Genomic DNA, 1,738 nt, shown 5'->3' on the forward strand with positions numbered 1-1,738 from the left:
CACGCCACGGTGATCGAGGTCCGCGCCCAGGACGCGCCCGGCCTGCTCCACCGCATCGGCACGGCCCTGGAGAAGGCGGGCGTACGGGTGCGGAGCATGCACGTGTCGACACTGGGCGCGAACGCCGTGGACGCTTTCTACGTCACCACGGGCACCGGGGCGCCGCTGCCGGCGGACGACGCGGGGTCACTGGCACGGGTGCTGGAGGAGACGTTGCGGGCCTGACCTTCCCGGCCAGGGCCGATCCGCTTGCGGAGCCAGATACTCTTGAGGGCGACCCAGCTTCCGACTCTGAGGACCGACGCCGCCGTGTTCGATACTCTCTCCGACCGCCTCTCAGCCACCTTCAAGTCCCTCCGGGGCAAGGGCAGGCTCAGCGAGGCGGACATCGACGCCACGGCACGTGAGATCCGCATCGCGCTCCTCGAAGCCGACGTGGCCCTCCCTGTCGTCCGCTCGTTCGTCAAGAAGGTCAAGGAGCGCGCGCTCGGGGTCGAGATCTCCAAGGCGCTCAACCCGGCGCAGCAGTTCATCAAGATCGTCAACGACGAGCTGGTGGAGATCCTCGGCGGCGAGACCCGCCGCCTCCGCTTCGCCAAGCAGCCGCCCACCGTCATCATGCTGGCGGGTCTCCAGGGTGCCGGTAAGACCACCCTCGCGGGCAAGCTCGGCCGGTGGCTCAAGGAGCAGGGCCACTCCCCGCTGCTGGTCGCCTGTGACCTCCAGCGCCCCAACGCCGTGAACCAGCTGAGCGTCGTCGCCGAGCGCGCCGGCGTCGCGGTGTACGCGCCGGAGCCGGGCAACGGCGTCGGCGACCCGGTCAAGGTCGCCAAGGACTCCATCGAGTTCGCGAAGTCCAAGGTCCACGACATCGTGATCGTGGACACCGCCGGCCGCCTCGGCATCGACGCCGAGATGATGCAGCAGGCCGCCGACATCCGGGACGCGGTCGGCCCCGACGAGATCCTGTTCGTCGTCGACGCGATGATCGGTCAGGACGCCGTCAACACGGCCGAGGCCTTCCGCGACGGCGTCGGCTTCGACGGCGTGGTGCTCTCCAAGCTCGACGGCGACGCCCGCGGTGGTGCCGCGCTGTCCATCCGGCAGATCACCGGCAAGCCGATCATGTTCGCGTCGAACGGCGAGAAGCTGGACGACTTCGACGCCTTCCACCCGGACCGGATGGCCTCCCGCATCCTCGACATGGGTGACCTGCTCACCCTGATCGAGCAGGCGGAGAAGACCTTCAGCCAGGAAGAGGCCGCCAAGATGGCCTCCAAGCTGGCGTCCAAGAAGGGCCAGGACTTCACCCTGGACGACTTCCTGTCCCAGATGGAGCAGGTCAGGAAGATGGGCAGCATCAGCAAGCTGCTCGGCATGCTCCCGGGCATGGGCCAGATCAAGGACCAGATCGCCAACCTGGACGAGCGGGACGTCGACCGCACCGCCGCGATCATCAAGTCCATGACCCCGGCCGAGCGCCAGGACCCGACGATCATCAACGGCTCCCGCCGGGCCCGTATCGCCAAGGGTTCCGGTGTCGACGTCAGCGCGGTCAAGGGCCTGGTCGAGCGGTTCTTCGAGGCCCGCAAGATGATGTCCCGCATGGCCCAGGGCGGCGGCATGCCGGGCATGCCGGGGATCCCGGGCATGGGCGGCGGCCCCGGCCGGCAGAAGAAGCAGCAGAAGAAGGCCAAGGGCAAGCAGCGCTCCGGCAACCCGATGAAGCGCAAGCAGC

At 68.7% G+C, this 1,738-nt stretch carries 2 protein-coding genes; both read left to right on the forward strand.

Annotation, left to right across the window (positions count from 1 at the left end; all coding sequences use genetic code 11):
* On the forward strand, positions 1-225 hold a 225-nt coding region (locus H5J33_RS34150; RefSeq protein ID WP_181798542.1), incomplete at its 5' end, for an ACT domain-containing protein.
* 84 nt (positions 226-309) lie between these two features.
* On the forward strand, positions 310-1,738 hold a 1,429-nt coding region (gene ffh, locus H5J33_RS34155; RefSeq protein WP_181798543.1), incomplete at its 3' end, for a signal recognition particle protein.

This window comes from Streptomyces sp. WELS2 (assembly GCF_013870595.1).
Taxonomy (GTDB): Bacteria; Actinomycetota; Actinomycetes; order Streptomycetales; family Streptomycetaceae; genus Streptomyces.